The sequence below is a fragment of the Gallibacterium salpingitidis genome (assembly GCF_001678495.1).
GTDB classification, from domain to species: Bacteria; Pseudomonadota; Gammaproteobacteria; order Enterobacterales; family Pasteurellaceae; genus Gallibacterium; species Gallibacterium salpingitidis.
In genome coordinates, this window is record NZ_JTJL01000044.1 from 13,359 (window position 1) to 38,757 (window position 25,399).

Consider the following 25,399-nt stretch of genomic DNA (forward strand, 5'->3'; position numbering starts at 1 on the left):
TAATCCTAATAAATAATGTATCGTGGCGGCTTATGAGCGAGCCAGCATTAATTCAATACGAGAACCTACACGTTGTGCTTGATCTGCTAAAACACCAACCCATTCAATAACTTTGTATAAGAACACCATATCAATTGGATTATAAGAGTCTTCTAATTCTAGTAATTTACGACGTAATACGATCTGCATATGATCAGTATCATCTTCGATTTTATCGAGTTCATTAATCATATCATTGACAAAATTAACTTCTCTGCCTCTAAAACCGGTTTCCAGTAATTGATCCATTTCATCAATTACACGACGAGCCTGATCGCTAGAATCTAAACTACGGCGTACATAAGATAAAAATTCAGCTTGAATTTGTTCAGGTACTTTTAATTGACGACCAATAACGCGACCTGAAATATCTTTAGCATAGTTAGCCAATTTATCTAATTGGGTTACTAGCTCTAATAAGTCAGTACGTTCTACTGGCATAAATAAGCCACGAGGGAGTTTTAAACGAATTTCACGTTTTAATAAATCAGCTTGTTTTTCGAGTTCTGAGATTTTGGTACGCAATTGCATAGCAGTATCCCAGTCATCAGCAAAACAGGCTTCAAAAAATGGGATTAACATTGCACAAGCTTCATTCACTTTTGTAGAGTGTTTTTGCAACGGTTTAAGCGGGGATTGGGCAAATAGACCAAGAATGTTATTAATTGCCATATACATCTCCTTAGTTGAGTTTATAGGCGAGCTTTGAAATGTTGAAATCGGCGCGAATTTTACAATAGACCATTTTCTACTGACAAGATTTTATTTTACGCACTCCCGAAAAAATTTGCTAAAGTAGCGTCAATTATTTCATTTAGAGAGAAATCTATTATGTCGCAAGAAATAGAATTAAAATTAACGGCAAATCAAGAAGTTATTAATAGTTTAAAGCAAGAATTAAGTCATTTCCAATTATTAACGCAAAAGCAGGTTTTTAGTCAAAATAGCTATTTCGATACTGAAGATCATTTTTTTGCTAAGAAAAAGATGGGATTACGAGTCAGAAAGGAACAAGATCGTTATACGATGACGCTAAAAACTGCAGGTTCAACACAAGGCGCGTTGCATATTCGTCCTGAATATAATGTGCAATTATCTAGCAGTACTCCAGATATGACGCAATTTGCACAATATGCAGAATTGCAGCTTGAACGTGACTATCAAACCTTACAAAGCACGATACAACCAATCTTTAGTACTGATTTTCAACGTGAATACTATCTATTGGAAACAGGTAATGGAACGCAGTTAGAAATTGCCATTGATCAGGGGAAAATTCTTGCAAAGCAACAGCAAGCACCAATTAGTGAGATTGAAATTGAGTTAAAAAACGGCAAGGTGATTGATGTATTGAATTTTGTGCAGAATTTGCTGTTTTTAGATGGCATGCGTTTAGGTCAAGAGAGCAAAGCAGAGCGGGGCTATCAGCTTGCTGGATTAGGAAAAGCAGCACAAAAAGTGACTTTCAATGATTGGCAGCAGTTATTGCAGCAACATTATGTATCGGCACAGGAGCAAATTTTAGCGTTATACCAATATGAGTTACGTTTATTAAAATTTTTAGAGCAAACGGATCGTAGTAAATTAATTTCGAATGCAGAAGCAACGACAACAATGCTCGATCTATTTTCTAAGTTATATCAATACTATGTTGAAAAAACAGCATTATTGCAGCAAGCAGCATCAACGCTAGAACAACAACAGTTAGCTGTTGCTGAAATTATTGACGATGTGTATGAGGGGAATCAGGTTGTTTATCAACAACTTCGCCAAATTATTGCACGTCATCTTGAACATCAGGATCATGCAAAAGCAATCCAGCAACTGTTTGACTTAACAGCACAAGGTCAATACTTACAAAGAATGATTAATCTTTTGAAATTTACATTGAAATAGCATTGAAAAAATTATGGCAAAAGTAAAAACAGCCTATGTTTGTAACGACTGCGGCGCGGAATATGCTCGTTGGCAAGGGCAATGCAGTGCTTGCCAAGCTTGGAATACAATTACTGAAGTGCGTTTAGCGGCAACACCGAATAAAGGTGATCGGTTTAGTGGTTATGCAGGTGCAAGCGGCAGTAAAGTACAAAAATTATCAGAAATCAGCTTAACGGAATTACCACGTTTTAGCAGTGGTTTTAATGAGTTAGATCGTGTGTTAGGCGGTGGTATCGTTCCGGGAAGTGCCATTTTAATTGGTGGTCATCCTGGTGCTGGGAAAAGTACCTTATTGCTGCAAGTAATGTGTGGCTTAGCACAACAAATGCCAACATTGTATGTGACAGGTGAAGAATCATTGCAACAGGTGGCAATGCGTGCGAAAAGATTGAATTTGCCAATGGAAAATTTGCAGATGTTATCAGAAACTTCAGTGGAGCAAATTTGTATATTGGCAGATCAATTGCAACCTAAAGTAATGGTGATTGACTCGATTCAAGTAATGCATTTGGCTGATATTCAATCTTCACCAGGCAGTGTGGCGCAGGTTAGAGAGTGTGCCTCGTTTTTGACGAGATATGCTAAGACGAAACAAGTGGCAATCATTATGGTTGGCCATGTTACCAAAGATGGCACTTTAGCCGGACCGAAAGTGTTAGAGCACTGTATAGACTGTTCTATTTTATTAGAAGGTGAGTCTGATTCACGCTTCCGTACTTTACGCAGTCAGAAAAACCGTTTTGGTGCGGTTAATGAACTGGGAGTTTTCGGAATGACTGAACAAGGTTTGAAAGAGGTAAAAAATCCATCGGCGATTTTTCTTAGTCGTGGTGAAGAACAAACACCGGGAAGTTCTGTGGTCGTACTATGGGAAGGCACACGTCCTTTATTAGTGGAAATTCAAGCATTAGTCGATCATTCAATGTTGGCTAATCCTCGTCGTGTTGCAGTTGGTTTGGATCATAATCGTGTTGCCCTATTACTTGCTGTTTTGCATCGTCATGGTGGATTGCAAATGGCGGATCAAGATATTTTCGTCAATGTTGTTGGTGGGGTGAAAGTGAGTGAAACCAGCGCGGATCTGGCATTGTTATTAGCCTTGATCTCAAGCTTCCGCAATCGGGCTTTACCAAGGGATTTAGTGGTGTTTGGTGAGGTTGGTTTAGCAGGTGAAATTCGCCCAGTACCAAGTGGACAAGAGCGGATCAGTGAAGCTGCAAAACATGGTTTTCGTCGAGCAATAGTGCCTTATGCTAATCGACCGAAAAATCCGATTGATAATATGCAAGTTTTTGTAGTGAAAAAGTTAAGTGATGCGCTGCAAGTACTAGACGGTTTTTAACCAATTATGCGAAAAAATATTTACTGATAAACATTGGTTTTTATGCCGTTTTATGGTATAAAACGCACCGCCTTTTTGTCGTAAAAATTTAAAAAGGTAAATTTATTATTTCACACACATATCTACACTAACAATCGGGGTGCCAAACGGTCGATTGTCTAGGGATATGTGGAGGCTAAACCCCAATTAAATAAGGAAAAAATTATGGCACAAGTTACAATGCGTGAAATGCTACAAGCTGGCGTTCATTTCGGTCACCAAACTCGTTACTGGAATCCAAAAATGAAACCATTCATTTTCGGACCACGCAACGGCGTTCATATCATCAACTTAGAAAAAACTTTACCTATGTTTAATGCAGCGTTAGAAGAATTAAAACGCATTGCAGCAAATAACGGTAAAATTCTTTTCGTTGGTACAAAACGTGCCGCAACTGATCCAGTGCAAGCAGCAGCATTAGATTGCCAACAATATTATGTAAACCACCGTTGGTTAGGTGGTATGTTGACTAACTGGAAAACAGTTCGTCAATCAATCAAACGCTTAAAAGATTTAGAAACTCAATCTCAAGATGGTACTTTCGACAAATTAACCAAAAAAGAAGCGTTAATGCGTACTCGTGAGATGGAAAAATTAGAGTTAAGTCTTGGCGGTATCAAAGATATGGGCGGATTACCTGATGCGTTATTCGTTATCGCAGCAGATCACGAACATATCGCAGTTAAAGAAGCAAATAACCTAGGTATTCCAGTGTTTGCGATTGTTGATACTAACTCTGATCCAGATGGCGTTGATTATGTGATTCCTGGTAATGATGACGCAGTAAGAGCAATTCAACTTTACTTAACTGCAGCAGCAGAAGCTGTTAAAGAAGGTAAAGCACAAGCTCAAGGTGCAGTTGCAGAAGAAGCTTTTGAAGAATTAGCGGCAGACGCTGAAGCAAAAGTAGAATAATCTTATTGGGATCTAATAAGGTTAAATCCCTTATTAACCACAGTAAACTAATTGGTTAGCAGGGGACTCATTAGGGTTCCCTGTTTTATATAAAATGTGGTCTAACTGACACAGAAAGAGGATTTAAAAATGGCTGAAATTACAGCATCATTAGTAAAAGAACTTCGTGAACGTACTGGCGCAGGTATGATGGAGTGCAAAAAAGCACTTGTTGAAGCTAACGGTGATATCGAATTAGCAATCGACAATATGCGCAAATCTGGTCAAGCGAAAGCAGCTAAAAAAGCTGGTCGTGTAGCAGCGGAAGGTGTAATTGTAATCCGCGTACAAGATGGTTATGGTGTAGCAGTTGAAATGAACTGTGAAACTGACTTCGTAGCAAAAGATGCAGGATTCTTAGGTTTAGCAGCTAAAGTTGCTGATTACGCATTAGCAAACAAAGAAACTGATATCGAAGCATTAAAAGCAAAATTCGAAGAAGAACGTACTGCATTAGTAGCGAAAATTGGTGAAAACATGAATATTCGTCGTGTTTCAGCAATTAACGGTGCTTCTGTAGGTTCATACTTACATGGTGCGAAAATTGGTGTATTAGTTGCAGCAGAAAATGCAGACGATGAATTATTGAAACACGTTGCAATGCACATTGCAGCAAGCCGTCCAGAATATGTAAATCCATCTGATGTTCCGGCAGAAGTGGTTGCACACGAACGTCAAATCCAAGTGGATATTGCAATGCAATCTGGTAAACCACGTGAAATCGCAGAAAAAATGGTTGAAGGCCGTATGAAGAAATTCACTGGTGAAGTTTCTTTAACTGGTCAACCATTTGTTATGGATCCATCAAAAACTGTTGGTGACTTATTAAAAGAAAAAGGTGCAACTGTTGTTAACTTCATCCGTTTAGAAGTTGGTGAAGGTATCGAAAAAGTTGAAGCAGATTTCGCAGCAGAAGTTGCAGCGATGTCAAAAGCTTAATCATCGACTGATAAAAAAGCGAGGAAACTCGCTTTTTTTATAAGCTGAAAATATAAACAAGTCATTTATGCAGGAATAAAGGATTTGTTTATATTTTCACAACAACATAAGAAGGAAAGCATAATGAGTCAGTTAAAACCAATTTATAACCGTATTTTACTTAAACTTAGTGGTGAAGCATTACAAGGTGAAGAAGGTTTTGGTATTGATCCTTCTATTTTGGATCGTATGGCAGCAGAAATTAAAGATTTACTAGAACTAAATGTACAAGTTGCCGTTGTGTTGGGTGGTGGAAATCTATTTCGTGGTGCGAAATTAGCAAAAGCTGGAATGAATCGTGTTGTTGGCGATCATATGGGAATGTTGGCAACTGTAATGAACGGATTAGCAATGCGTGACTCTTTACATCGTGCTGATGTGAATGCGAAATTGATGTCAGCGTTTCCACTAAATGGTGTTTGTGATACTTATAGCTGGGCACAAGCGATTCGTCTATTAAGACAAGGACAAGTTGTGATTTTCTCTGCTGGTACAGGTAATCCATTCTTTACAACTGATTCGGCTGCTTGTTTACGCGGTATTGAAATTGAAGCTGATGTAGTATTAAAAGCAACAAAAGTAGATGGTGTGTATGATTGCGATCCTGCGACTAATCCAAATGCAAAATTGTATTCACAATTAACTTACCAAGAAGTATTGGAAAAAGAGTTAAAAGTAATGGATTTAGCGGCATTTACCTTAGCACGTGATCATGGTATGCCAATTCGTGTATTTAATATGAATAAGCCGGGTGCTTTGCGTCGTGTAGTATTAGGGGAACCAGAAGGTACCTTAATTACTGATAAAAAATAGATTTAAAAAAGAGCTTACATTAGTTACAATTCGGCAGCAGTTGTTATTCGACTTAATTTGAAAAGGAAAATAGTGTGATTAAAACAATTAAAGATGAAGCGCAGCAACGTATGGAAAAGAGCGTGGAAGCGTTAAAAGGGCAAATCTCTAAAATTCGTACTGGACGTGCGCATCCAAGCTTATTAGACGGCATCCATGTGGAATATTACGGTGCATCAACTCCATTACGTCAAGTAGCAAACGTTGTTGCAGAAGATGCTCGTACCTTAGCAATTACTGTATTTGATCGTAGTTTAATCTCAGCCGTTGAAAAAGCGATTATGGCGTCTGATCTTGGTTTAAACCCGGCATCAGCAGGTACAATTATTCGCGTGCCATTACCGCCATTAACAGAAGAACGTCGTCGTGATTTAACTAAAATTGTTCGTGGTGAAGCTGAGCAAGGTCGTGTCGCTATCCGTAATATTCGTCGTGATGCGAATGATAAAGTTAAAGCATTATTAAAAGATAAAGAAATCAGTGAAAATGATGAACGTAAAGCACAAGATGAAATTCAAAAATTAACTGATCTTTATGTGAAAAAAGTGGATGAAGCTTTAGCAGAAAAAGAAAAAGAGCTAATGGATTTCTAATTGACTCTATCGGTAACTGGCGTGATCGGTTCGCGCCAGTTATTTTTTTATTTCTAAATCACAAATGCACATATCATGAAAAATATCGTCATTCTCGGTTCTACTGGTTCAATTGGTCAAAGCACCCTTTCCGTCATTCAGAATAATAAAAATTATCAAGTATTCGCACTAGTCGCTAATAGCAATGTGGAGTTAGTGACAAAACAATGTTTAGAATTTGAGCCGTTGTTTGTGGCAATGGCGAATCACGATGCGGCAAAACAAGTAGCAGAAAAATTAAAACGTCAAGGATGTGCTACGGAAGTATTGGCTGGTGAAGAGGCAATTTGTGAATTAGCAGCACATGAGAAAGTTGATATGGTAATGGCGGCGATTGTTGGTGCGGCAGGTTTATTGCCAACTTTATCAGCGATCAAAGCGGGAAAACGTATTTTACTAGCGAATAAAGAATCTTTGGTGACTTGTGGCCAAGTGTTTTTAGATGCGGTGAAAAAATATGGTGCGACCTTATTGCCAGTAGATAGTGAACATAATGCGATTTTCCAATCTTTACCGGTCGAAGCGCAACAAAATATTGGCTTTTGTGATTTAACTAAATTAGGTGTGAGTAAAATTGTATTAACTGGTTCAGGTGGTCCATTTAGAACTAAACCACTAGAGGAATTTGAGAGCATTACACCTGCACAAGCCATTGCTCATCCAAATTGGTCAATGGGAGCAAAAATCTCTGTTGATTCAGCAACGATGATGAATAAAGGTTTGGAATATATTGAAGCACGTTGGTTATTTAATGCGAGTGCGGAACAGATGGAAATTATTATTCATCCGCAATCCATTATTCATTCAATGGTGCGTTATATTGACGGTAGTGTTATTGCGCAAATGGGGAATCCTGATATGCGTACTCCAATTGCGGAAACAATGTCTTATCCTCAACGAATTGTATCTGGCGTTGCGCCATTAGATTTTACTCAATTATCTGAATTAACATTTATGACGCCAGATTTTCAGCGTTATCCAAACCTAAAATTAGCGATTGAAGCCTTTGATGCAGGGCAGTATGCAACCACAGCAATGAATGCGGCGAATGAAGTTGCAGTAGCGGCTTTTTTACAGGAGCAGATTAAATTTACGCAAATTGCAGAATTAAATCGTTTTGTGGTAGAGAAAATTCCAAGTCGTGTTATTACCTCTGTGGAAGATGTTTTGGCTGTTGATAAAATCGCCAGAGAATTGGCAAATGATCGGATTTTAAGTTTTTAATTAATGACTTGCGTGGTATATTGTCGCTCGGCGTTATTCACACTATTTTAAATATTATATGGCGTTAGATCCTGAAAATATTCCTCAACACGTTGCTATCATTATGGATGGAAATGGACGTTGGGCTAAACAAAAAGGCAAATTGCGAGTTTTTGGCCATCGTAATGGTGCACAAGCAGTAAGGCGTGCAGTGTATTATGCGGCACAAACTGGTATTAAATATTTGACCTTATACGCATTTAGCAGCGAAAACTGGCAGCGTCCAGAAAATGAAGTTAATGCCTTAATGGATCTGTTTATGCGTATGTTAGATTTAGAAGTCAATAAACTGCATAAAAATAATATCCGTTTGAAAATTTTGGGAGATATTTCACGTTTTAGTGATGGATTACAAAAACGTATCCGTACTGCAGAGCAATTAACGCAACATAATACCCAATTAACTTTGAATATTGCCGCCAATTATGGTGGTTGTTGGGATATTTTACAGGCGACAAAACGTGTTTGTGCTGACGTGCAAGCGGGTACACTAAATTTACAGCAATTAGATGAAACTAAGTTTGCTGAATATTTAACGACAGTAGATCAACCAATGGTTGATTTATTAATTCGAACCAGTGGTGAACAAAGAATTAGTAATTTTTTATTATGGCAAATTGCCTATGCTGAGCTCTATTTCACAGAGGTGTTATGGCCAGATTTCTCAGAAAAAGAGTTCGAAGAAGCACTGGATTTTTATCAACAACGAGAGCGTCGTTTTGGCTCACTTTCTAAAGGATCATAATAGGAGTTTATTTTGTTAAAGGCTCGAATTTTGTCGGCATTAGTATTAGTTAGCCTAGTATTTATTGTATTGTTTGTGTTTCCACCTTTGTTATTCGCCAGTACTTGTGCTTTATTAATCGTGTTGGCAGTTTGGGAATGGACACAATTTGCAAAAATTAAACAACCTATTTTACGTTGGATCATTACCAGTATTGCAGCAGCTTTTCTCTATTTATTTATTTATGCCAATAGTGATTTTATTGCCAGCGGTAAAATTCTCAATAATCTCTCCGAATTATTGATCGTCTCTTCGTTGTTATGGTGGTTGATTGCTTTAGTATTGGTACTCACTTATCCGAAAAGTACTGCTTTTTGGGGAAATTCAACTATTGCGCAATTACTGTTTGCTTTCTTTACTTTAGTGCCTTTCTTCCTAAGTTTATTAGCATTACGCTTCTATCAATATAATAGCAGTTCATATCAAGGTATTACTTTATTGTTATATGTATTCTTATTAGTTTGGGCGGCAGATACCGGTGCTTATTTTGCTGGACGTAAATTTGGTAAACATAAATTAGCTGAAACAGTTTCACCGAAAAAAACTTGGGAAGGTGTGATTGGCGGTATTATTTTAACCGTAGTGGTAGCAGCAATCTTTTTAACGATTACCCCATTATATGAAGCTAGTAATTTATCTTTTATGGAATTAGTGGCGGTATCGGTATTAACTGTTATTGTTTCTATTTTGGGAGATTTAACAGAAAGTATGTTTAAGCGCCATTGTGGTATTAAAGATAGTAGCCAACTTATCCCAGGACATGGCGGAATTTTAGATCGGGTAGATAGTTTAACTGCGGCATTACCGGTATTTAGTGCCTTTTTCTTTATCTTAACTTAATTGGATATCAATATGTTTTCATTCTTGTGGACTATTGCTTCTTTTATCGTTGTCATTGCTATTTTGGTATTTGTACACGAGTTAGGGCATTTTTGGGTAGCAAGAAAATGTGGCGTTTCTGTACAACGTTTTTCGATTGGGTTTGGTAAAGTATTATGGCGAAAAACCGACAAGTATGGCACCGAGTTTGTGGTATCTCTGATCCCACTTGGTGGATATGTTCGTATGTTGGATGAACGGAATGAAGATGTTCCACCGTCTTTATTAGCAAAAGCATTCAATCGTCAACCAGTGCGTTCAAGAATTATGATCTATGCTGCTGGTCCATTGGCTAACTTTTTATTTGCACTTGTTGCATTTTGGTTGGTTTATTTAATAGGAATTCCTACCTTAAAACCGATTATTGCAGATGTTCGTCAAGATTCACTCGCCGCGCAAGCCGCTATACCTAACAATTACCGCATTACCGCTATTGATAATGAGCCGATTCATAATTGGGAAGATGTAAATTTAGTTTTAGCTGCCAAAATGGGTGATGGTGAAGTTGAGATTAATTTGCAAGATGTTGATTCAGATAGAACAATTCAACGTCGTGTGAATTTAACAGATTGGAAATTTGATCCAAGTAATGAAACTGGATTTACTGCATTGGGGATAGAACCTAAACGAGCGAAAGTCGATAATATTATTGCAAAGGTATCGGAGAACTCTCCTGCGGCAAAAAGTGGTTTGCAAATTGGCGATAAAATCATTGCAGTAAATGGTGAAAAAGTGGATTGGCAGCAATTTGTTGCACAAATTCAAAAACACCTCAACCAAACTATGCAAGTGACGATCGAACGTCATTCATCACTACAAACAATCGCATTAACACCTCAGCTTAATGAAAAAGGAAAACCTTTTGTGGGATTAATGCCAGTGGTTCATTCACTTAATCAACAAGATATTGAAGTGCAACGTTATGGCTTATTTTCTGCCTTATCGCACTCTTGGCAAATGGTCGGACAACTTTCATGGGCAACAATTAAAATTATTGGAAAACTTTTTACTGGGGAAGTGAGTCTAAACAGCCTGGGTGGTCCAATTTCTATTGCGCAAGGAGCGGGGATATCATCTGAAAATGGATTGACTTACTTTTTGCGTTTTATGGCACTCATTAGTGTCAATTTAGGCATTATGAATCTATTTCCATTGCCGGTATTAGATGGCGGACAACTTGTCTTCCTTTTTATTGAAGGATTAACGAAAAAACCTGTACCAGAAAAAATACAGAATATTGCATATCGTATTGGGGTTGCACTATTGTTATGGCTTACAGTTTTTGTGTTATTTAATGATATAATGCGTTTATAATATGGCAGTGAAATTTAGTTTTGGCTGTTATTAAAGAAACAACAGGATTGAGCAATATGAAGAAACTTTTATTAACCAGTTTATTATTTACTAGTACCGCAACTTTTGCTGCACCATTTGTCGTCAAAGACATTCGTATTGATGGTGTTTCCGAAGGCAATAAAGGCGCAATTATGGCAGCCTTGCCAATTAAAGTTGGACAAAGAGTGACCGATAAAGACATTTCTGATCTAGTACGTGCGTTATATCTCAATGGCTCATTTACGAATGTTCAAGCTTCTCAAGAAGGTAATACCTTAGTTCTTCATATTGCGGAAAGAGCAGTAATTAACAGTTTAGAATTCTCTGGTAATGATTCTATTCCAAAAGATGCACTACAAGACAATCTTAAAGCAAATGATATTAAAGAAGGTAGTTTGTTAAATCGTGAAAAACTTGATGCTTTTAAAGCCGAATTGGAAAATTATTACCATTCTATTGGTTTCTACAATGCGAAAGTAAATTTTGATATTGAACAAGTGGCAAGTAATCAAGCTAATGTAAAACTGAATATTGTTGAAGGTGATCGAGCTTTAGTTAAAGAGATTAATTTTGAAGGTAATAAAGCCTTTGACAGCAAAACATTGTTAGATCAAATGGAAGTTCAACCAGATGTTTCTTGGTGGAATTTATTTGCAAGTAGTAAATTGGATCAACAAAAATTCCAAAACGATTTACAAGCAATTAAAACCTTCTATTTAAATAAAGGTTATCCAAAATTTAATATCACTGATGTAAAAACCAAAGTAAGTGATGATAAAAAAGATATCGCAATTACGATTGATGTAGCGGAAGGCGAACAATATAAAGTTAGTGGTGTTCGTATTGTCGGTGATACTGCGGGATTAATGCCGCAAATGGAACCGTTATTGAAAAAAATCTATGTGGGTGAATTATTCAATGGCGATAATGCGAAAGATGTTGAAGAGGGTATTAAGAACATTCTTGGCGATAACAGCTATGCTGCACCGCAAGTGAATTTAGTGCCTGAATTTGATGAAGAAAAACATGAAGTAAATTTAACTTATGTGGTTGATGCTGGACATCGTTATTATGTACGTAATATTTTATTCCAAGGTAATGACGCCAGTGCGGATAAAACTTTACGTCAAGAAATGCGTCAACAAGAAGGAGCTTTATACTCTTTATCAGCAATTCAACAAGGTAAACTTCGTTTAGAACGTACTGGTTTCTTTGAAACTGTTGATACTACAACAGAAATGGTTAAAGGCGCTAATGACCAAATGGATGTGATTTATAAGGTAAAAGAGCGTAATACAGGTAGTATTAACTTTGGTATCGGTTATGGTACAGAAAGTGGTTTAAGTTATAACGCCAGTGTCAAACAAGATAACTTCTTAGGAACAGGGGCATCAGCAAGCTTATCAGGAACACGAAATGACTATGGTATGAGCATTGCTTTAGGTTATAACGAACCATACTTTACTAAAGATGGTGTAAGTCTTGGTGGTAATGTTTATTACGAAAAATATGATAACTCTAAGAACAACTATCAAGCGTCATATTCTAAAACTTCTTATGGGATCGATACCACACTAGGTTTCCCAGTGGATGAAAATAACTCTTACTATTTAGGTTTGGGTTATGCACACAATAAATTAAAAGAAATCCAACCTGAATATAGTCGTGCACTCTACTTAAATTCAATTGAAGCAAAAGAGTGGGAATTTTCTAACCATGATTTTGATTTTAGTTTAGGTTGGGGCTATAACAGCTTAAATCGTGGTTTCTTTCCAACCAAAGGGATTAAAGCGAATATTGGCGGACGTATTAGTATTCCTGGTTCAGACAATAAATACTATAAATTAAATGCCAATATCCTTGGTTATTATCCATTAAATCGTGCGGAAACTTGGGTGCTTTCTGGTAAAGCAAGCTTAAGTTATGCTAATGGCTTTGGCGGTAAGAAATTACCATTCTATCAATACTATACTGCCGGTGGTATTGGTTCATTACGTGGATTCTCTTATGGTTCAGTAGGTCCAAACGCGTTTTATCTTTCAGAAAATGCTCCAGCTGGATGTAAAGATGGAGCAATTCATGATGAATTTATATGCTATGTAAATGGTATGAGTTCAGATGTGGTTGGTGGTAACGCAATGGCTACTACCAGTGTAGAATTAATCGTACCAACGCCATTTGTAAGTGATAAAAATCAAACAACCGTAAGAACCTCATTCTTTGTTGATGCGGCGAGTGTTTGGAATACTCATTGGGATAAATCATATTCTGTGAACGGTATTCCTGATTACAGTGATCCAAGTCGTGTTAGAGCGTCAACAGGGATTTCATTCCAATGGCAATCGCCAATTGGACCATTGGTTTTCTCTTATGCGAAACCAATCAAAAAATATGAAGGTGATGATGTAGAACAGTTCCAATTTAGCATTGGTGGAACATTCTAAGAAATTTATGAGAACTTATCACAAAATAAGTTCTCTAAAACAACCCGTTTTCAATTAAAAATATACTCTAGGAGTTTTTATGAAAAAATCTTTAAAAGTTGCAGGATTAACTTTAGCGTTAGCAAGTGGTGCATTATTCGCTTCAGCAGCAAATGCAGAAGAGAGCATTGCATTTATTAATTCAGCATATATTTTCCAAAATGCACCAGAACGCCAAGCTGCAATGAAGAAATTAGATGATGAATTCAAGGCACCAGTTGAACAACTACGTGCTAAAGAAAAAGCTATCGTAGACAAAATCCAAGCGTTACAAAAAGATGGTAAAAATTTACGTCAAGCAGATATCAAAAAACGTGAAGATGAAATCAATAAATTACGTGCAGACTACGATAAAGAAGCTGGCGAATTACAACAAAAAATCAATGCACGTCGTGCAGAAGAAGATAATAAAGTTGTAGAGTCTATCCAAAAAGTTGTTAATGATATTGCAAAAGAGAAAAAATATACTTTTGTAATTGATGCTAACGCTGTTGCTTTCGCAGTAGATGGTAAAAATATTACTAAAGACGTAATGGATAAACTTGCACCAGCAGCTAAAAAATAATAGAGGTTAGCTGAAATTATGCAACAATACCGTCTAAGTGATTTGGCGGAAAAAGTCGGCGGTACTCTTAAGGGTAACGCCGATATTTTCGTTGAAAGTATTGCTCCTTTAGAACGAGCAACATCACAACATTTAACTTTTATCTCAAATCCGAAATTTCGTCCATTGCTTGCAGAAAGCCAAGCAGGTGTATTATTAGTTAGTGAAGCTGATATCCCTTATTGTGCTGAGAAGCAAAATATTATTGTGGTCAAAGATCCTTATGTAGCTTATGCGATTTTGGCACAATATATGGACAATACGCCAAAACCGGCAACAGATATTGCTGCGAGTGCAGTGATTTCACCAACTGCAGTATTAGGAAAAAATGTCAGTATTGGTGCTAATGCGGTGATTGAAGATGGTGTCGTATTAGGTGATGATGTTTGCATTGGTGCAGGTTGTTTTATTGGCAAAAATGCGAAAATTGGCGCAAGAACAAAATTGTGGGCAAACGTTTCTGTTTATCATGCAGTAGAAATTGGTACAGATTGCTTAATTCAATCTTCAGCGGTAATTGGCAGCGATGGTTTCGGTTATGCGAATGAACGTGGAAAATGGATTAAAATTCCACAAACTGGGACAGTGATTATTGGTAATCATGTAGAAATTGGTGCTTGCACTTGTATCGATCGCGGCGCATTAGATGCAACAGTGATCGAAGATAATGTGATTATTGATAATCTTTGTCAAATTGCACATAACGTACATATTGGCACAGGTACTGCCGTTGCTGGTGGTGTTATTATGGCTGGTAGTTTGCATGTTGGACGTTATTGTTTAATTGGCGGCGCAAGTGTAATTAATGGACATATGGAAATTTGCGATGGTGTAACTGTGACCGGTATGGGCATGGTGATGCGGCCAATTACTGAGCCAGGCGTTTATTCTTCAGGTATTCCATTACAACCTAATAAAGAGTGGCGTAAGACTGCGGCGCTAACATTAGGCATCAATGAAATGAATAAACGACTAAAAGAATTAGAAAAACAAATGAAAAATATCAGCAAATGATAAATGATTGAGGGCAACCAAAGTGACAATTGAACGAGAACCAAGAATAGTTGATATCGATGAGATTATGCAGCTTTTGCCACACCGTTACCCATTTTTATTGGTTGATCGTGTGTTAGATTTTGAGGAAGGAAAATGGCTCAAAGCGATAAAAAATATCAGTGTAAATGAACCTTGTTTTACCGGACATTTCCCACAAAAACCGATTTTCCCTGGTGTATTGATTCTTGAAGCGTTAGCGCAAGCAGCTGGTGTGTTAGCATTCAAAACAACACAACTTTCACCAAATGAATTGTATTATTTCGCTGCCATTGATAATGCACGTTTTAAAAAGCCAGTATTCCCAGGTGATCAACTGGTGTTAAAGATTGAGTTTGAACGTGAAAGACGTGGTGTGATGCGTTTTAAAGGAATTGCCACCGTTGATGGCCAATTAGTTTGTGAAGCCGATTTAATGTGTGCTAGACGAGGAGTTTAAGATGATCCATCCAAGTGCTAAAATCCACCCAACATCGATTGTTGAAGATGGCGCAATTATTGGTGCCAATGTTGTCGTTGGTCCATTTTGTATTATTGAAAAAGATGTAGAAATCGGTGCTAATACAGTATTGAACTCTCATATCGTGATCAAAGGTAAAACCAAAATTGGTGAGAATAACCAGATTTACCAATTTGCTAGCATTGGTGAAGTTAACCAAGATCTAAAATATGCAGGTGAGCCAACATTAACCGTTATCGGTAATAACAATCGGATTCGTGAACACGTTACGATTCATCGTGGTACAGTTCAAGGTGGCGGCACAACTAAGGTTGGTGATAATAACCTCTTTATGATCAATGCGCATATTGCTCATGATTGCCAAATTAAAAATAACTGTATTTTAGCTAATAACGCAACGTTAGCTGGACACGTACAATTAGATGACTTTGTGATTGTTGGCGGTATGTCAGCAATTCATCAATTTGTAGTAGTTGGTGCACACGTGATGTTAGGTGGTGGTTCAATGGTGAGCCAAGATGTGCCGCCATATGTAATGGCACAAGGAAATCACGCACGACCATTTGGTATTAATATCGAGGGCTTAAAACGTCGTGGTTTTGACAAACCAACATTACACGTTATTCGCAGCGTTTATAAATTAATTTATCGTAGTGATAAAACTTTAGAAGAAATTATGCCTGAAATCGAACAGATTGCAGAGACTGAATCTTCTATCAGCTTCTTTGTTGATTTCTTTAACCGTTCAACACGCGGCATTATTCGCTAATATTGATCTATTTAAACCGCACTAACTATCTCAATTTATAGATAGGGTGCGGTTTATTTATATGCTTAGGAGAAAAATATGCAACAGTCTATTTCTACGATTCCATATACGCCAACGATTGCCATTGTCGCTGGTGAAGCATCAGGCGATATTTTAGGAGCAGGATTAATTCGAGCTTTAAAAATTCGTTATCCGCAAGCAAAGTTTATTGGAATTGCAGGACCGAAGATGTTGCAAGAGGGATGCGAAACTCTGTTTGATATGGAAGAACTAAGCGTAATGGGCTTAGTTGAAGTACTCAAACATTTACCGCGCCTATTAAAAATTCGTCAATCATTGATCGAAAATTTGCTCAATATTAAACCGGATGTGTTTATAGGCATTGATGCACCTGATTTTAATATCGGTGTGGAATTAAAGCTAAAACAACAAGGCATTAAAACGATACATTATGTTAGCCCTTCTGTTTGGGCTTGGCGACAAAATCGTATTCATAAGATTGCGCAAGCGGTAAATATGATGTTGGTATTTATGCCATTTGAAAAAGCGTTTTATGATCAACATAACGTACCATGTCGTTTTATTGGACATACTTTAGCAGATGCGTTACCACTAAAACCTGATCGTTTTGAGGCTTGCGAGTTTTTGCAAATCGATCCTAGTCAGCGTTATTTAGCGATTCTAGTTGGCAGCCGACACAATGAAGTGGCTTTTTTAGCAGAAACTTTTATTAAAACGGCGATCTTATTACAGCAGCAATATCCTGATATTAAATTGTTGGTGCCGTTAGCAAATGCTAAACGCCGTCAGCAATTTGAACAAATTCTGCAACAGGTGGCACCGGATTTGGCGGTTACTCTAATTGATGGACACGCCAAACAGGCAATGATCGCGGCGGAGGCAACTTTATTGGCGTCTGGAACGGCAGCATTGGAAGCGATGTTATGTAAATCACCAATGGTAGTCGGTTATAAAATGAAGGCGAGTACATATTGGTTGGCAAAACGCTTAGTAAAAACGAACTATATCTCATTGCCGAATATTTTAGCGAATGATTTATTGGTGCCGGAAATGATTCAGGAACAATGTGAACCTGAATTATTAGCAGCAAAATTGGCAAGATATTTCTCAACAGAAGAGCAAGATTTACGCCATACGGCACAATTAAAGCAAACGTTCACCGATTTACACCGAGCCATTCAACAAGATGCAGATAAATTGGCAGCGGAAGCAGTGGCGTTAGTATTAGAAAGCGAGGCGAGAATATAATGGAATTTGTCTATCCATCAGCAAAATTAATTGCTGGTGTAGATGAGGTTGGACGAGGTCCACTAATTGGTGCAGTAGTCACCGCAGCAGTGATTTTAGATCCTAAACAACCGATTGTAGGATTGGCTGATTCAAAGAAGTTATCTGAAAAAAAACGTTTGCAACTTGCAGAAGAAATTAAAGCAAAGGCATTAGCCTGGAGCTTAGGCAGAGCGGAAGCGAGTGAAATCGATCAACTCAATATTTTGCAAGCGACGATGTTAGCAATGTGTCGAGCAGTACAAGGTTTAGCGATTCAACCTGATTTTGTTTTGATTGACGGCAACCGTATTCCAAAAGATTTAGGGATTAATGCGCAAGCAGTAGTGAAAGGCGATAGTTTAGTTGCAGAAATTAGCGCAGCTTCTATTTTGGCAAAAGTCGCACGCGATCAAGAGATGATTGAGTTGCATCAAAAATATCCGGAATATGGTTTTGATCGACATAAAGGTTACCCAACAGCCTTGCATTTAGAAAATTTAGCAAAATATGGTATTTTGCCAGAGCATCGACAAAGTTTTGCTCCGGTAAAACAATATATTAAATAAGGAAAGATTATGAAAAAGCACGCACTCGCACTGTTATTAGCGCTAACCGCAACTACTGCGTTAGCGGATAATGCACAAATTATTGCAGAATTAAAAAAACTAGGCGTAAAAGAGGTAGATGTTAAACCTTCACCAATCGCAGGAGTAAAAACAGCGGTAACCGATCAAGGTATCGTTTATGTTTCTGATGATGGTAAATATGTGCTTTACGGTAATCTTTATCAGATTACAGATAAAGGGCCAGTGAATCTTTCTAGTAAATTGTTATTAGATCAGGTTAATAAATTGTCGGATCAAATGATCGTATATCCGGCGAAAAATGAGAAATATGTGGTAACCATTTTCATGGATATTACCTGTCATTATTGCCATATTCTGCACGAACAAATGAAAGATTATAACGATCTCGGTATTACCATTCGTTATCTTGCCTTTCCAAGAGGTGGTTTAGGATCACAAGCTGCACAACAAATGGAGAGTATTTGGACCTCAAAAGATCCTGCTTTTTCATTAGATGAAGCGGAAAAAGGCAATTTACCGAAAGAGTTAAAAACACCACAAACAGTCGCTAAACATTATCAATTAGGCTTGCAATATGGCGTGAATGGTACACCGAGTATTATTTTACCAAATGGTGAATTATTAGGCGGATACGTGCCGCCAAAAGAATTATTGAAGATATTACAAGAGCCATAAACAATTTCGCATTATAATAGGCGAGCGATATTGATTTGTAGAAGTAACAGATAAGTCAGAAGTAGTAGTAGATGTAAGGTAGTTGTTGTGCTGAAAAGAATTGAAAGGAGAGCGTTAGCAGAAGGAGTTGCAGTTTGTGATGATCCATTATTGGATCGTATTTATCGCAGTCGTGGTATTGCAACAGTTCAACATCTTAATTATGCCCTAAAGTTTATGCTTCCCCCTTCATTGCTCAGTCATTTGGAGCGAGCTACTAAGCTATTAATCGAAGCTTATCAACAACAGAAAAACATTGTTATTGTGGGCGATTTTGATGCAGATGGCGCGACCAGTATCGCGTTAACTGTATTGGCACTGCGTCAATTGGGTTTTCAATCTGTTGATTATTTAGTGCCAGATCGTTTCGAACAAGGCTATGGACTTAGTGTATCGGTAGCGCAGCAAGCGTTGCAAAAACAAGCAGAATTGGTGATTACTGTTGATAATGGTGTTTCTTCATTAGAAGGCATTGATTATTTAAAACAACATCAGGTACAAGTGATTGTTACCGATCACCATCTACCAGGCGAACGGCTGCCAAATGCTGATGTGATTGTTAATCCTAATTTGCGTGATTGTGGTTTTCCATCGAAATATTTAGCTGGCGTTGGTGTTGCTTTTTATTTGATGGTGGCGTTGCGTGCAGCGTTTCGCGAACATAATTTATTTGCTGATCGGGCGGAGCCAAATTTTGCGGAACTGTTAGATTTAGTGGCGTTAGGTACGGTAGCTGACGTTGTGCCACTAGATTACAACAATCGTATTTTGGTTTCACAGGGGTTGGCACGCATTCGAGCAGAACATTGTCATTGCGGTATCCGAGCCTTAATTGAAGTAGCTAATTTAGATATTACGCAATTGGTAGCGAGTAATTTAGGTTTTTCAATTGCACCACGACTCAACGCAGCAGGGCGTATTGATAATATGTCGCTTGGGGTGGAATTATTATTAGCAGAAACAATGGAACAGGCACGAGCATTAGCGCTTGAACTCGATACATTGAACCAGACGCGTAAAGAGATTGAAACCAGTATGAAGCAAGAGGCATTGCACTTTTTGCGTGAGTTGAAATCGACATATCAGCAAGATACTTTCGCGATTGCTTTATATCAACCTGATTGGCATCAAGGTGTGTTAGGGATTTTGGCTGCCAGAATGAAGGATCAATTTCATCGTCCAACGGTTGTGTTTGCACAAGAAGAACAAGGTATTTTACGCGGTTCGGCACGTTCGATCGAAGGCTTACATATTCGGGACTTATTGGAATATATCCATAGTCAGCATCCTGAAATTATTATCAAGTTTGGCGGGCATGCAATGGCAGCGGGGCTAAGTATTAATGAAGCCTATTTTCCAAAGTTTCAGCAACTGTTTAATCAATATGCAAAAGCATGGCTAGATGAAAAAGCCTTGCAAGGGGTGATCTATACCGATGGAGAATTAAATTCACAAGAAATGAATGTTGAAACAGCAGAAAAATTACAATTTGCAGGACCTTGGGGACAACATTTTCCAGAGCCGCAATTTGATGGTGAGTTTAGAATTTTACAGCAGCGCATTGTGGGGGAAAAACATTTAAAAATGTTAGTAGAACCACTTGCTGGTGGCAATATGTTTGACGCGATTCAGTTCAATGCTGATACACGTTTATATCCAGATTTGTCAATAAAATCAGCAAGAATGGTCTATCACCTTGCGGTGAATGAATATCGAGGCAATAGACAAGTACAATTATTAGTAAATTATATAGAAGCATTAGGATAAGCAATGAATAGCGTGATATTTGTAGTACGTGTTGTTGTATTAGCATGGTTTGGATTCTTCTTTTCCACCAGCTATGCGGAACAATTACCTATTTTTAAAGATGGTAAAGACTACTTTTCTTATAAGAAGCCGTTACAGGAAACACCATTGCCAGATAAAAAGATCAGGATTAAATTTTTCTTTGCTTATGAATGTCGTATCTGTTTGATTGCCGCAGATAATTTGAGTTTATACAAAAGAATGAATCCAAATGAAGTTGAAATTGAATGGATCCCCGCAGCGACGGAAACAGGGCATTATTCCGCTTCGGTCTATTATGCTTTAGAAAATTTAGGTCGTCCTGATTTAGCGGATTTATTTATTTTCGATACAGCAGAATTGAAATTTGATAAGAACCGTCAAGGTCGTGGTGAATTTTTGCAACAATGGCTAGAGCGCAAAAAGGTTAATATTAACGCCTTTTCTGAATTATTAAATTCACCAGTTACTGAAGGAAAAGTAAAACAGGCGATTGATGAAACTAAAAAATATGGTGTGTTTACGTTGCCGTTTGTTTCTGTTGATGGACGTTATGTGCTAACGGAAAGTACCCTTTATAACGATGATTACACAATGGCAGTATTGGATTCATTGGCAGATAAACTTTTACAGCAACAACGAGGGCATAAATGAAAATCGGAATTGTCGGTGCAATGGCACAAGAGGTTGAAATCTTACAAGGATTAATGCAGAACAAACAAGTAAAGCAATTAGCGACTTGTACGATTTATGAAGGAAAAATTGGGCAGCATGATGTTGCATTGTTACAATCAGGAATTGGTAAAAGTGCGGCTGCAATGGGAACAACAGCATTGATTCTTACTTGCCAGCCTGATTGCATTATTAATACAGGTTCAGCTGGTGGTTTAAATCCACAATTAAATATTGGCGATATTATTATTTCTGATCAGGTTTGTTATCACGACGCTGATGTGACGGCATTTGGTTATGCAAAAGGACAGTTACCAGCTTGTCCGGAAAAATTTAGTGCGGATCAAAAGTTAATTGATGCTGTTACTGCAGCAGTAACAGAACAAGGGCAAAATGCGGTGATTGGCTTGGTTTGTTCTGGTGATCAATTTATTAATGGTGAAGATGCAATTGCACGTATTCGTCAAGATTTCCCAACTGTAGCAGCAGTTGAAATGGAAGCCGCGGCAATTGCTCATATTTGTTATGCTTTCAAGGTACCGTTTGTGGTTATTCGCGCGATTTCTGATGTGGCAGATAAGCAATCGCATATGTCGTTTGATGAATTTTTACCGATAGCGGTCAAACACTCTTCAAAAATTGTTTTGGCGACCTTAGAAAAATTGGTAAATTAATAGCTTGGTGACATAAGTCACCAAGTGTAATTAAGGAAATACCTATGCAACTCTCGCCAACACAACAACAACGCTTACTCGATTTACTACAAACAACAGAATATAACGAACAATATCAATTACATATCGAGATTTCTGCCCTTACTGAACCACTACAAAAAATTGCTACAGCGATCTATTTTTCTGATTTTGTTGCAGACACCTTACAAAAGTATCCAACACTATTTCAACGGTGGTTAGAGCGTACACCACAATTTAGCGATTGTGATCACTATCAACAACGTTTGAGCGAACAATTGGCAACCGTCACTGACGAAACGATTTTGTATCAAATCTTGCGTCAATTCCGTCATCAAGAAATGGCAACATTAAGCTTTTGCCAAAGTTTAAATTTAGCAACAGTAGAACAAATCTTTCGCCAGCTTTCATCATTGGCAGAAGCGATCATTGTTGTCACCAAAGATTGGTTATATGAGAAGCTTTGTACAGAATTAGGCACGCCGACGAATGCCGAAGGGGAAGCACAAAAACTGATTATTTTAGGAATGGGAAAATTAGGTGGAAGAGAATTAAATTTCTCCTCTGATATTGATCTGATTTTTACCTATCCTGATCATGGTGAAACTGTTGGGGCTAGACGCAGTATTGATAATGGACAATTCTTTGTCCGTTTAGGGCAACGTTTTATTAAGGCATTAGAACAGCAAACGATAGATGGTTTTGTTTATCGTGTTGATATGCGTTTGCGTCCATTTGGTGATGCGGGAGCGTTAGCATTAAGTTTTGCTTCAATGGAAGATTATTACCAAGAACAAGGTCGTGATTGGGAACGTTATGCGATGATCAAAGCGCGCATTATGGGCGAAGATAGTAACGATATTAATCACCGCTATCTTAATCAATTATTACGCCCTTTTGTGTATCGTCGTTATATTGATTTCAGTGCAATTCAATCATTACGTGATATGAAACAAAAGATCAGTGCTGAAGTGCGTCGTCGTGGTTTGGTCGATAATATTAAATTAGGCGCTGGTGGAATTCGTGAGATTGAATTTATTGTGCAAGTGTTCCAATTAATTCGCGGTGGGCGTGAAAAAAGTTTACAACAGCGCGAATTATTACTGATTTTGCCAAAATTGGTTGAGTTGGATCTGTTAAAACAACTTGAAGCGAATCATTTATCGCAAGCTTATCTCTTTTTGCGAAGAGTGGAGAATGTGTTGCAAGCGATTAACGATCAGCAAACACAATTATTACCAACCAATGATCAAGATCGTCAGCGATTAGTGGAAGCTTGTCGTGCATTTACCTATTTTAATCAACAAGGACAAATCGTCACACTGGAATACCCAATTTATAACTGGCAGAGTTTTTATCAGGTATTGACGCAACACCAACAAAATGTGCGTGAAGTGTTCCATCATTTGATTGGTAGTGAAGATGATAAAGAAGATGCCAGTGAGAGCGAATGGCAAGATTTTCTTGGTATCAGTTTTAATCAGCAAGATGTGATGACTTTATTAAACAAGTTAGCGGTTGCTGAACCAGAAAAAATTGCTGAACACTTGTGGCAATTTAAACAAGAGATTTTGCGTAAATCATTGGGAGTACGTGGACGAGATGTATTAGAACAATTGTTGCCAGTGTTAATTGATGAAATGTTAGCAATGGAACAAGCAGTAGTTTTAGTGCCGCGTATTTTGGAAATTATCGGACGTATTGCAACGCGGACAACCTACCTTGAATTATTGCGTGAAAATCCGAACTCACGCACTTTATTGATGAAACTTTGTAGCGCCTCTCCATTTGTTGCTCGTCAAATTGCCGATTATCCATTATTGCTCGATGAATTACTCAATCCAAATACATTGTTATCACCACCGCCATTTAGTCAATATCAAGCGGAATTGGAACATTATTTGTTGCGGGTACCGCAAGAAGATGAAGAGCAGATGATTGATGTATTGCGTCAATTTAAACTAGCTACACAGTTACGAGTGGCCGCAGCGGATATTTTAGGGGCGTTACCAGTGATGAAAGTGAGTGATCATCTTACTTTCTTAGCGGAAGCGATTATTGCTAGTGTGGTGAACTTAGCTTGGCGACAAGTGACACAACGTTTTGGTACACCAGATCATTTGCAAGAAGGTGAAAAACGTTTCTTGGTAGTGGGTTACGGTAAATTGGGAGGTATTGAATTAGGTTATAAATCGGATTTAGATTTAGTCTTTTTATATGATGCGCCGGCTAATGGACAAACCGTTGGTGGTAAACGCAGTATTGATAGCGCGCAATTTTATTTGCGTTTAGCGCAAAAAATTAACAGCATTTTTAATATCAATACTAATTCAGGCATTTTATATGAAGTGGATATGCGTTTACGTCCATCAGGTAGTGCAGGATTGTTAGTCAGTTCTATAACGGCGTTCCACGATTATCAACAACACGAAGCGTGGACATGGGAAAAACAAGCGTTAGTGCGAGCAAGACCAGTTTATGGTGAAGAGGAAATGCGCAGTCGTTTTACGGAAATTCGTCGTGCAGTGTTGTCAGCGCCACAACAACCGGAAAAATTGAAAACAGATGTGCGTGAGATGCGCGAGAAGATGTATGAACATTTATCGCATACGGCAGAAGGCTATTTTGATATTAAGAAAGATCGCGGCGGCATTACTGATATTGAATTTATTGCCCAATATTTAATGTTGGCAAATGCAGAAAAAATTCCAGAACTGACAACTTGGTCGGATAATGTGCGTATTTTTGAGGATATGGTGAAATATCAAGTGATTACAGCAGAAGTAGGTGAGCGTTTAACCGCCATTTATGTTGAGTTGCGTAATCATATTCATCATTTAAATTTAGCCGGACGTGATTCGGTGGTAGAAGCGGAACCATTTGCAGCACAACGAGCCTTTATTAGTGAAATTTGGCAGCAGTTGTTTGTAGGATAATGGTTTTTGTTGCTACAAGGATTTTAACTCTACGTTTCAACAGCAGAAGTCCTCTTCAAGATTGAAGAAACTTTTATTTTAGCTTGTTGGTAAAGTTGATTTTCTTAAAGTTTCAATCGAATTATTTTATATCTGAAATTTAGGTTTCGCCCTAAAGGGCGACCTACTTTTATTCGCAAGTGTACTTCGTTCACTTGCTCACCCTAACGGGTCGTTGCAAAGCAACGTTCAAAAAGCTAACGCTTTTTGTCTTTGCTTGTATAAAGAAAAGTAGGCAAAAGAAATACACCCTCACACTCTTGCTGATCCTCATTCCAAT

At 37.9% G+C, this 25,399-nt stretch carries 23 protein-coding genes; 22 read left to right on the forward strand and 1 reads right to left on the reverse strand.

What is annotated here, in order from left to right:
- Positions 1–30: 30 nt before the first annotated feature.
- Complete coding sequence (locus QS62_RS08300) at positions 31–711, reverse strand: TIGR00153 family protein (protein ID WP_066108681.1); 681 nt, start codon at positions 709–711, stop codon at positions 31–33.
- Between the two features lie 159 nt (positions 712–870).
- On the opposite strand from QS62_RS08300, the gene QS62_RS08305 reads away from it, so the two are divergent.
- The 22 genes from QS62_RS08305 (at position 871) to glnE (ending at position 25,080) form a co-directional block, all read left to right on the forward strand.
- Positions 871–1,935 (forward strand): CYTH domain-containing protein, encoded by a 1,065-nt coding sequence (locus QS62_RS08305; protein WP_066108684.1) that lies wholly within the window; start codon positions 871–873, stop codon positions 1,933–1,935.
- A gap of 13 nt (positions 1,936–1,948) precedes the next feature.
- Positions 1,949–3,319, forward strand: a complete 1,371-nt coding sequence (gene radA / locus QS62_RS08310; protein ID WP_066108687.1) for a DNA repair protein RadA — start codon at positions 1,949–1,951, stop codon at positions 3,317–3,319.
- Positions 3,320–3,523: 204 nt separating this feature from the next.
- On the forward strand, positions 3,524–4,273 hold the full coding sequence (gene rpsB / locus QS62_RS08315) for a 30S ribosomal protein S2 (protein ID WP_066108690.1): 750 nt from the start codon (positions 3,524–3,526) through the stop codon (positions 4,271–4,273).
- Between the two features lie 129 nt (positions 4,274–4,402).
- Complete coding sequence (tsf, locus tag QS62_RS08320; RefSeq protein WP_066108692.1) at positions 4,403–5,251, forward strand: translation elongation factor Ts; 849 nt, start codon at positions 4,403–4,405, stop codon at positions 5,249–5,251.
- Between the two features lie 123 nt (positions 5,252–5,374).
- Positions 5,375–6,103 carry a UMP kinase gene (gene pyrH, locus QS62_RS08325; RefSeq protein WP_066108695.1) on the forward strand — a complete coding sequence of 243 codons (729 nt, stop codon included), beginning with the start codon at positions 5,375–5,377 and terminating at the stop codon, positions 6,101–6,103.
- A gap of 74 nt (positions 6,104–6,177) precedes the next feature.
- Positions 6,178–6,735: a ribosome recycling factor gene (gene frr / locus QS62_RS08330; protein ID WP_066108698.1), complete on the forward strand. Its 558-nt coding sequence runs from the start codon at positions 6,178–6,180 to the stop codon at positions 6,733–6,735.
- A 75-nt stretch (positions 6,736–6,810) separates the two neighbouring features.
- Entirely contained in the window at positions 6,811–7,998 is a 1,188-nt protein-coding gene (gene ispC, locus QS62_RS08335) for a 1-deoxy-D-xylulose-5-phosphate reductoisomerase (RefSeq protein WP_066108700.1), read from the forward strand.
- A 58-nt stretch (positions 7,999–8,056) separates the two neighbouring features.
- On the forward strand, positions 8,057–8,782 hold the full coding sequence (gene uppS / locus QS62_RS08340) for a polyprenyl diphosphate synthase (RefSeq protein WP_066108703.1): 726 nt from the start codon (positions 8,057–8,059) through the stop codon (positions 8,780–8,782).
- A 12-nt stretch (positions 8,783–8,794) separates the two neighbouring features.
- A complete protein-coding gene (locus QS62_RS08345) occupies positions 8,795–9,661 on the forward strand; it encodes a CDP-archaeol synthase (protein WP_066108706.1) in 867 nt (288 codons plus the stop codon).
- A gap of 12 nt (positions 9,662–9,673) precedes the next feature.
- Positions 9,674–11,014, forward strand: a complete 1,341-nt coding sequence (gene rseP / locus QS62_RS08350; RefSeq protein WP_066108709.1) for a sigma E protease regulator RseP — start codon at positions 9,674–9,676, stop codon at positions 11,012–11,014.
- 56 nt (positions 11,015–11,070) lie between these two features.
- On the forward strand, positions 11,071–13,479 hold the full coding sequence (gene bamA / locus QS62_RS08355) for an outer membrane protein assembly factor BamA (protein ID WP_066108712.1): 2,409 nt from the start codon (positions 11,071–11,073) through the stop codon (positions 13,477–13,479).
- A 79-nt stretch (positions 13,480–13,558) separates the two neighbouring features.
- Positions 13,559–14,083 (forward strand): OmpH/Skp family outer membrane protein, encoded by a 525-nt coding sequence (locus QS62_RS08360; protein WP_066108715.1) that lies wholly within the window; start codon positions 13,559–13,561, stop codon positions 14,081–14,083.
- Positions 14,084–14,101: 18 nt separating this feature from the next.
- Complete coding sequence (gene lpxD, locus QS62_RS08365; RefSeq protein WP_066108718.1) at positions 14,102–15,136, forward strand: UDP-3-O-(3-hydroxymyristoyl)glucosamine N-acyltransferase; 1,035 nt, start codon at positions 14,102–14,104, stop codon at positions 15,134–15,136.
- A 22-nt stretch (positions 15,137–15,158) separates the two neighbouring features.
- Positions 15,159–15,614: a 3-hydroxyacyl-ACP dehydratase FabZ gene (gene fabZ / locus QS62_RS08370; RefSeq protein WP_066108721.1), complete on the forward strand. Its 456-nt coding sequence runs from the start codon at positions 15,159–15,161 to the stop codon at positions 15,612–15,614.
- A gap of 1 nt (position 15,615) precedes the next feature.
- Positions 15,616–16,404 carry an acyl-ACP--UDP-N-acetylglucosamine O-acyltransferase gene (lpxA, locus tag QS62_RS08375; RefSeq protein ID WP_066108724.1) on the forward strand — a complete coding sequence of 263 codons (789 nt, stop codon included), beginning with the start codon at positions 15,616–15,618 and terminating at the stop codon, positions 16,402–16,404.
- 78 nt (positions 16,405–16,482) lie between these two features.
- Complete coding sequence (gene lpxB / locus QS62_RS08380; protein WP_066108727.1) at positions 16,483–17,673, forward strand: lipid-A-disaccharide synthase; 1,191 nt, start codon at positions 16,483–16,485, stop codon at positions 17,671–17,673.
- On the forward strand, positions 17,673–18,260 hold the full coding sequence (gene rnhB, locus QS62_RS08385; RefSeq protein WP_066108730.1) for a ribonuclease HII: 588 nt from the start codon (positions 17,673–17,675) through the stop codon (positions 18,258–18,260). The genes lpxB and rnhB overlap by 1 nt, the downstream gene beginning before the upstream one ends.
- A gap of 9 nt (positions 18,261–18,269) precedes the next feature.
- Positions 18,270–18,956, forward strand: coding sequence for a bifunctional protein-disulfide isomerase/oxidoreductase DsbC (gene dsbC, locus QS62_RS08390; protein ID WP_066108733.1), 687 nt, complete (start codon positions 18,270–18,272; stop codon positions 18,954–18,956).
- Between the two features lie 87 nt (positions 18,957–19,043).
- Positions 19,044–20,762 (forward strand): single-stranded-DNA-specific exonuclease RecJ, encoded by a 1,719-nt coding sequence (gene recJ, locus QS62_RS08395; protein ID WP_066108736.1) that lies wholly within the window; start codon positions 19,044–19,046, stop codon positions 20,760–20,762.
- A 3-nt stretch (positions 20,763–20,765) separates the two neighbouring features.
- Positions 20,766–21,434: a thioredoxin domain-containing protein gene (locus tag QS62_RS08400; protein WP_066108737.1), complete on the forward strand. Its 669-nt coding sequence runs from the start codon at positions 20,766–20,768 to the stop codon at positions 21,432–21,434.
- On the forward strand, positions 21,431–22,126 hold the full coding sequence (mtnN, locus tag QS62_RS08405; protein ID WP_066108739.1) for a 5'-methylthioadenosine/S-adenosylhomocysteine nucleosidase: 696 nt from the start codon (positions 21,431–21,433) through the stop codon (positions 22,124–22,126). Before QS62_RS08400 ends, mtnN begins: the two co-directional genes overlap by 4 nt.
- 44 nt (positions 22,127–22,170) lie before the next feature.
- Positions 22,171–25,080, forward strand: coding sequence for a bifunctional [glutamate--ammonia ligase]-adenylyl-L-tyrosine phosphorylase/[glutamate--ammonia-ligase] adenylyltransferase (gene glnE, locus QS62_RS08410; protein WP_066108742.1), 2,910 nt, complete (start codon positions 22,171–22,173; stop codon positions 25,078–25,080).
- Positions 25,081–25,399: the final 319 nt, after the last annotated feature.